The organism is Silvimonas sp. (assembly GCF_031291215.1).
Taxonomy (GTDB): domain Bacteria; phylum Pseudomonadota; class Gammaproteobacteria; order Burkholderiales; family Chitinibacteraceae; genus Silvimonas; species Silvimonas soli.
This window is the reverse complement of the sequence record NZ_JARLJK010000094.1, coordinates 1-2,434: the sequence shown is the minus strand read 5'-3', so window position 1 is coordinate 2,434 and position 2,434 is coordinate 1. Positions and strand designations below refer to the sequence as shown.

The 2,434-nt window shown below is 56.2% G+C and carries 3 protein-coding genes; all 3 read right to left on the bottom strand.

What is annotated here, in order from left to right; all coding sequences use genetic code 11:
• The coding region (locus P4L78_RS10595; protein WP_309328031.1) for a hypothetical protein at positions 1-210 on the bottom strand (210 nt) is incomplete at its 3' end.
• A 1,667-nt stretch (positions 211-1,877) separates the two neighbouring features.
• On the bottom strand, positions 1,878-2,075 hold the full coding sequence (locus P4L78_RS10590; RefSeq protein ID WP_309328029.1) for a hypothetical protein: 198 nt from the start codon (positions 2,073-2,075) through the stop codon (positions 1,878-1,880).
• Positions 2,076-2,112: 37 nt separating this feature from the next.
• Positions 2,113-2,434: hypothetical protein (locus P4L78_RS10585; RefSeq protein WP_309328028.1), on the bottom strand; the 322-nt coding region annotated here is incomplete at its 5' end.

Below are 2,434 nucleotides of genomic sequence, written 5' to 3'. Positions count from 1 at the left end.
CACTATGAACTTTTCACGCCAGTCATGATGTCTAAGGCGATCTGTTAACAGATCTGTGAACCAAAAAGGGTTAGCGAAAATCGTGCAGCGCGGTTGCGGTTTTGAGGCGCAGGCCAGATTCTTTTTGTGTGCAAACCTCTGCCAATACATCTGAATCACTGCAGCATTTTGTAATTTGCCAGCCTCCAGGCTGGAGTGTGCTTGGGTCATGGGTTACAATACAGGCCAAAAGCGTCTCTTTTGGGCTTGCCGACCACAAATCCGTTAACGGATCCGCGATCAAATGGTTGGTTTCGTTGACAGATCCGTTAACAGATTTGGCATCGAATCCGTCAACAGATCCGTGAACGGTTCACGGATCCGTTAACAGATTCATTAGGGTTAGCCGTAACCCTAACTGCAACTGTCAAACGATACAGCACACCCAATACTTATCGGACAACCACCCACGACACACGGAAATTCGTTTATGAGCACAGCTACCCGAATCCAGTCCGATATCCAAATAACCCTAAGAATTGAAATAGATAGAAACCGATGGTTCAATTGGCACTTCGGTCCCGCAGGCCGAGGCTTTCGGCAGTCCGGGCGAGCTAGGAAAGGCCAGGAATGTCAGATCGCTTTCGAACCGAAAAAGATTTCTCTCAGTATCCTCACTCAACACTCATCTGAGCTGTAGTTCGATGTCGGTGCACTAGTGTGGTGCGCGGCACTTCGCCAATCGGCCCAATCTGTCAGGTCAAAATCTGTTAACGGATCTGTCAACGGTGCCGACCATCCGTTAACGGATCTGTCAACAGAAAGTCGGCACTGCCAGCGTCTAAGTTGCTTTGCGGCTAGCGCTTTCTCAGCTGTGAGTGGAATGCGTGTCAATGTGTGGAAGTGCACGAGAACAATGGGGTCGAATCGGATCACGCTGGCGCGGGCTGGCTTGGGTGGCAGCGGCAGCTGCTGGCGGCAAGGCGGACGATGATGACGATGTTGATGTCGACTCGTGATGCATCAGCTGGCGCTCACGGGAAGGTGAGCACGCTGCGCGTGCGTCGCCTATCTTCTGCTTGTTGACGCAGTTGGACCTCCTCGCGTACTGCTTGGTACGCCTTCTTCGCTTCGAAGGGAACGACGGTGCTGCGAAGCTGCGGCTCACACGCGGCGAAGGCGGAATTATCTAAGTACGGATGGGGGAACGGAGGCCATGCTGCGCGGTTGGAACGAGGATCGAGGAGCGAGGAACGAGAACGAAGAACGAGAATCGAGGAACGGGAACGAGAACGAGAGTCGGATGGATGAGGAGACGAGCACCGGAACGCGTCTGCTACTGGCGACGCGGGCAGAAGGCAGACGGGTGCTTCGGTGGTGTCTCATCTGGCACGAAAAGCGACGCACCATCGGCCACGGCGAGATCGTTGATCGCCATCGTGCAGATGAACGACGGCAGCGTGATGCCCTCCGTGCCGCGGCTGGTCGACATACGACAGCGGATCTGATGACAGATGGATCAGGACATGAGAACGAGAAACGACAAGCGGAATGAGAACGGGGGGATCCGGAGGTCAGGCCAAAGGACAGAACACAAGCTCGCACTCATGCTCGGCCAGGCGATCTGACCAAGAAGTTGCGATACGCGTCGACCAACGGAATGGCTTCCCCCTCGTGCCTCGGATCGTACGGATGAGCACCAGTCTTGATGAACGGGAAGCACTTCACCTTCGACGACGGCAGACTAGCGGGCGTCCTCGGCAGGTACGAGGTGACGGCCGAGCGCGCCCACTTCTTTGCCTGCTGCCCATTCTCGTACCGGTGCACAAGGAAGACGACAGCCGCACCCTGACAAGAGCAACACAAACAAACAACAAATCCGTCAACGCGATGATCGCTCAGACTGCCAACTGGTTGTCACGCGAACGGACCGGGTCCACCTTGCCGATCGACTGGTTCAACCCGACGAGCTCGATGTCCTCCAGCGACGCCGTGTTCAGAGTCGCCAGGACGGTCGCTTCCGGCGGAAACACGATCTGAGCCCCGAAGCCCGCCGGAGCTTTGTCTGGTTGAAGAAGCGAAAACAGAAAGAACAAACGATTCCGAGTGAGCAGCAGACACGCACAGGTGGCGCTACCAGCTGGCAGTGGCAAGGAAATACGAACTGGTGCGGGTGTACTCGTTCGCGCGCTGGCGCAGTCCGCGCGGGACCATCACATGGGTCATGCGCGTCGACGTAATGCTCGCATCAGTCGCTGCCTTGATGATGTCGGCCTCCGTCACCGGAGTGTTGATGACCGGCAGTTCCATGACCGACTCCAGATGCGCCGTCCTGATGGTGTCGTCATCCCAGAGGAACTCGGGAGCTACGAGGACAGGCAGAGGAACAGACAGAACCGACAACAGAGCGATACCGGAGTGAGCAATCGGGTCGATCACCGGTACTCGATTCGCT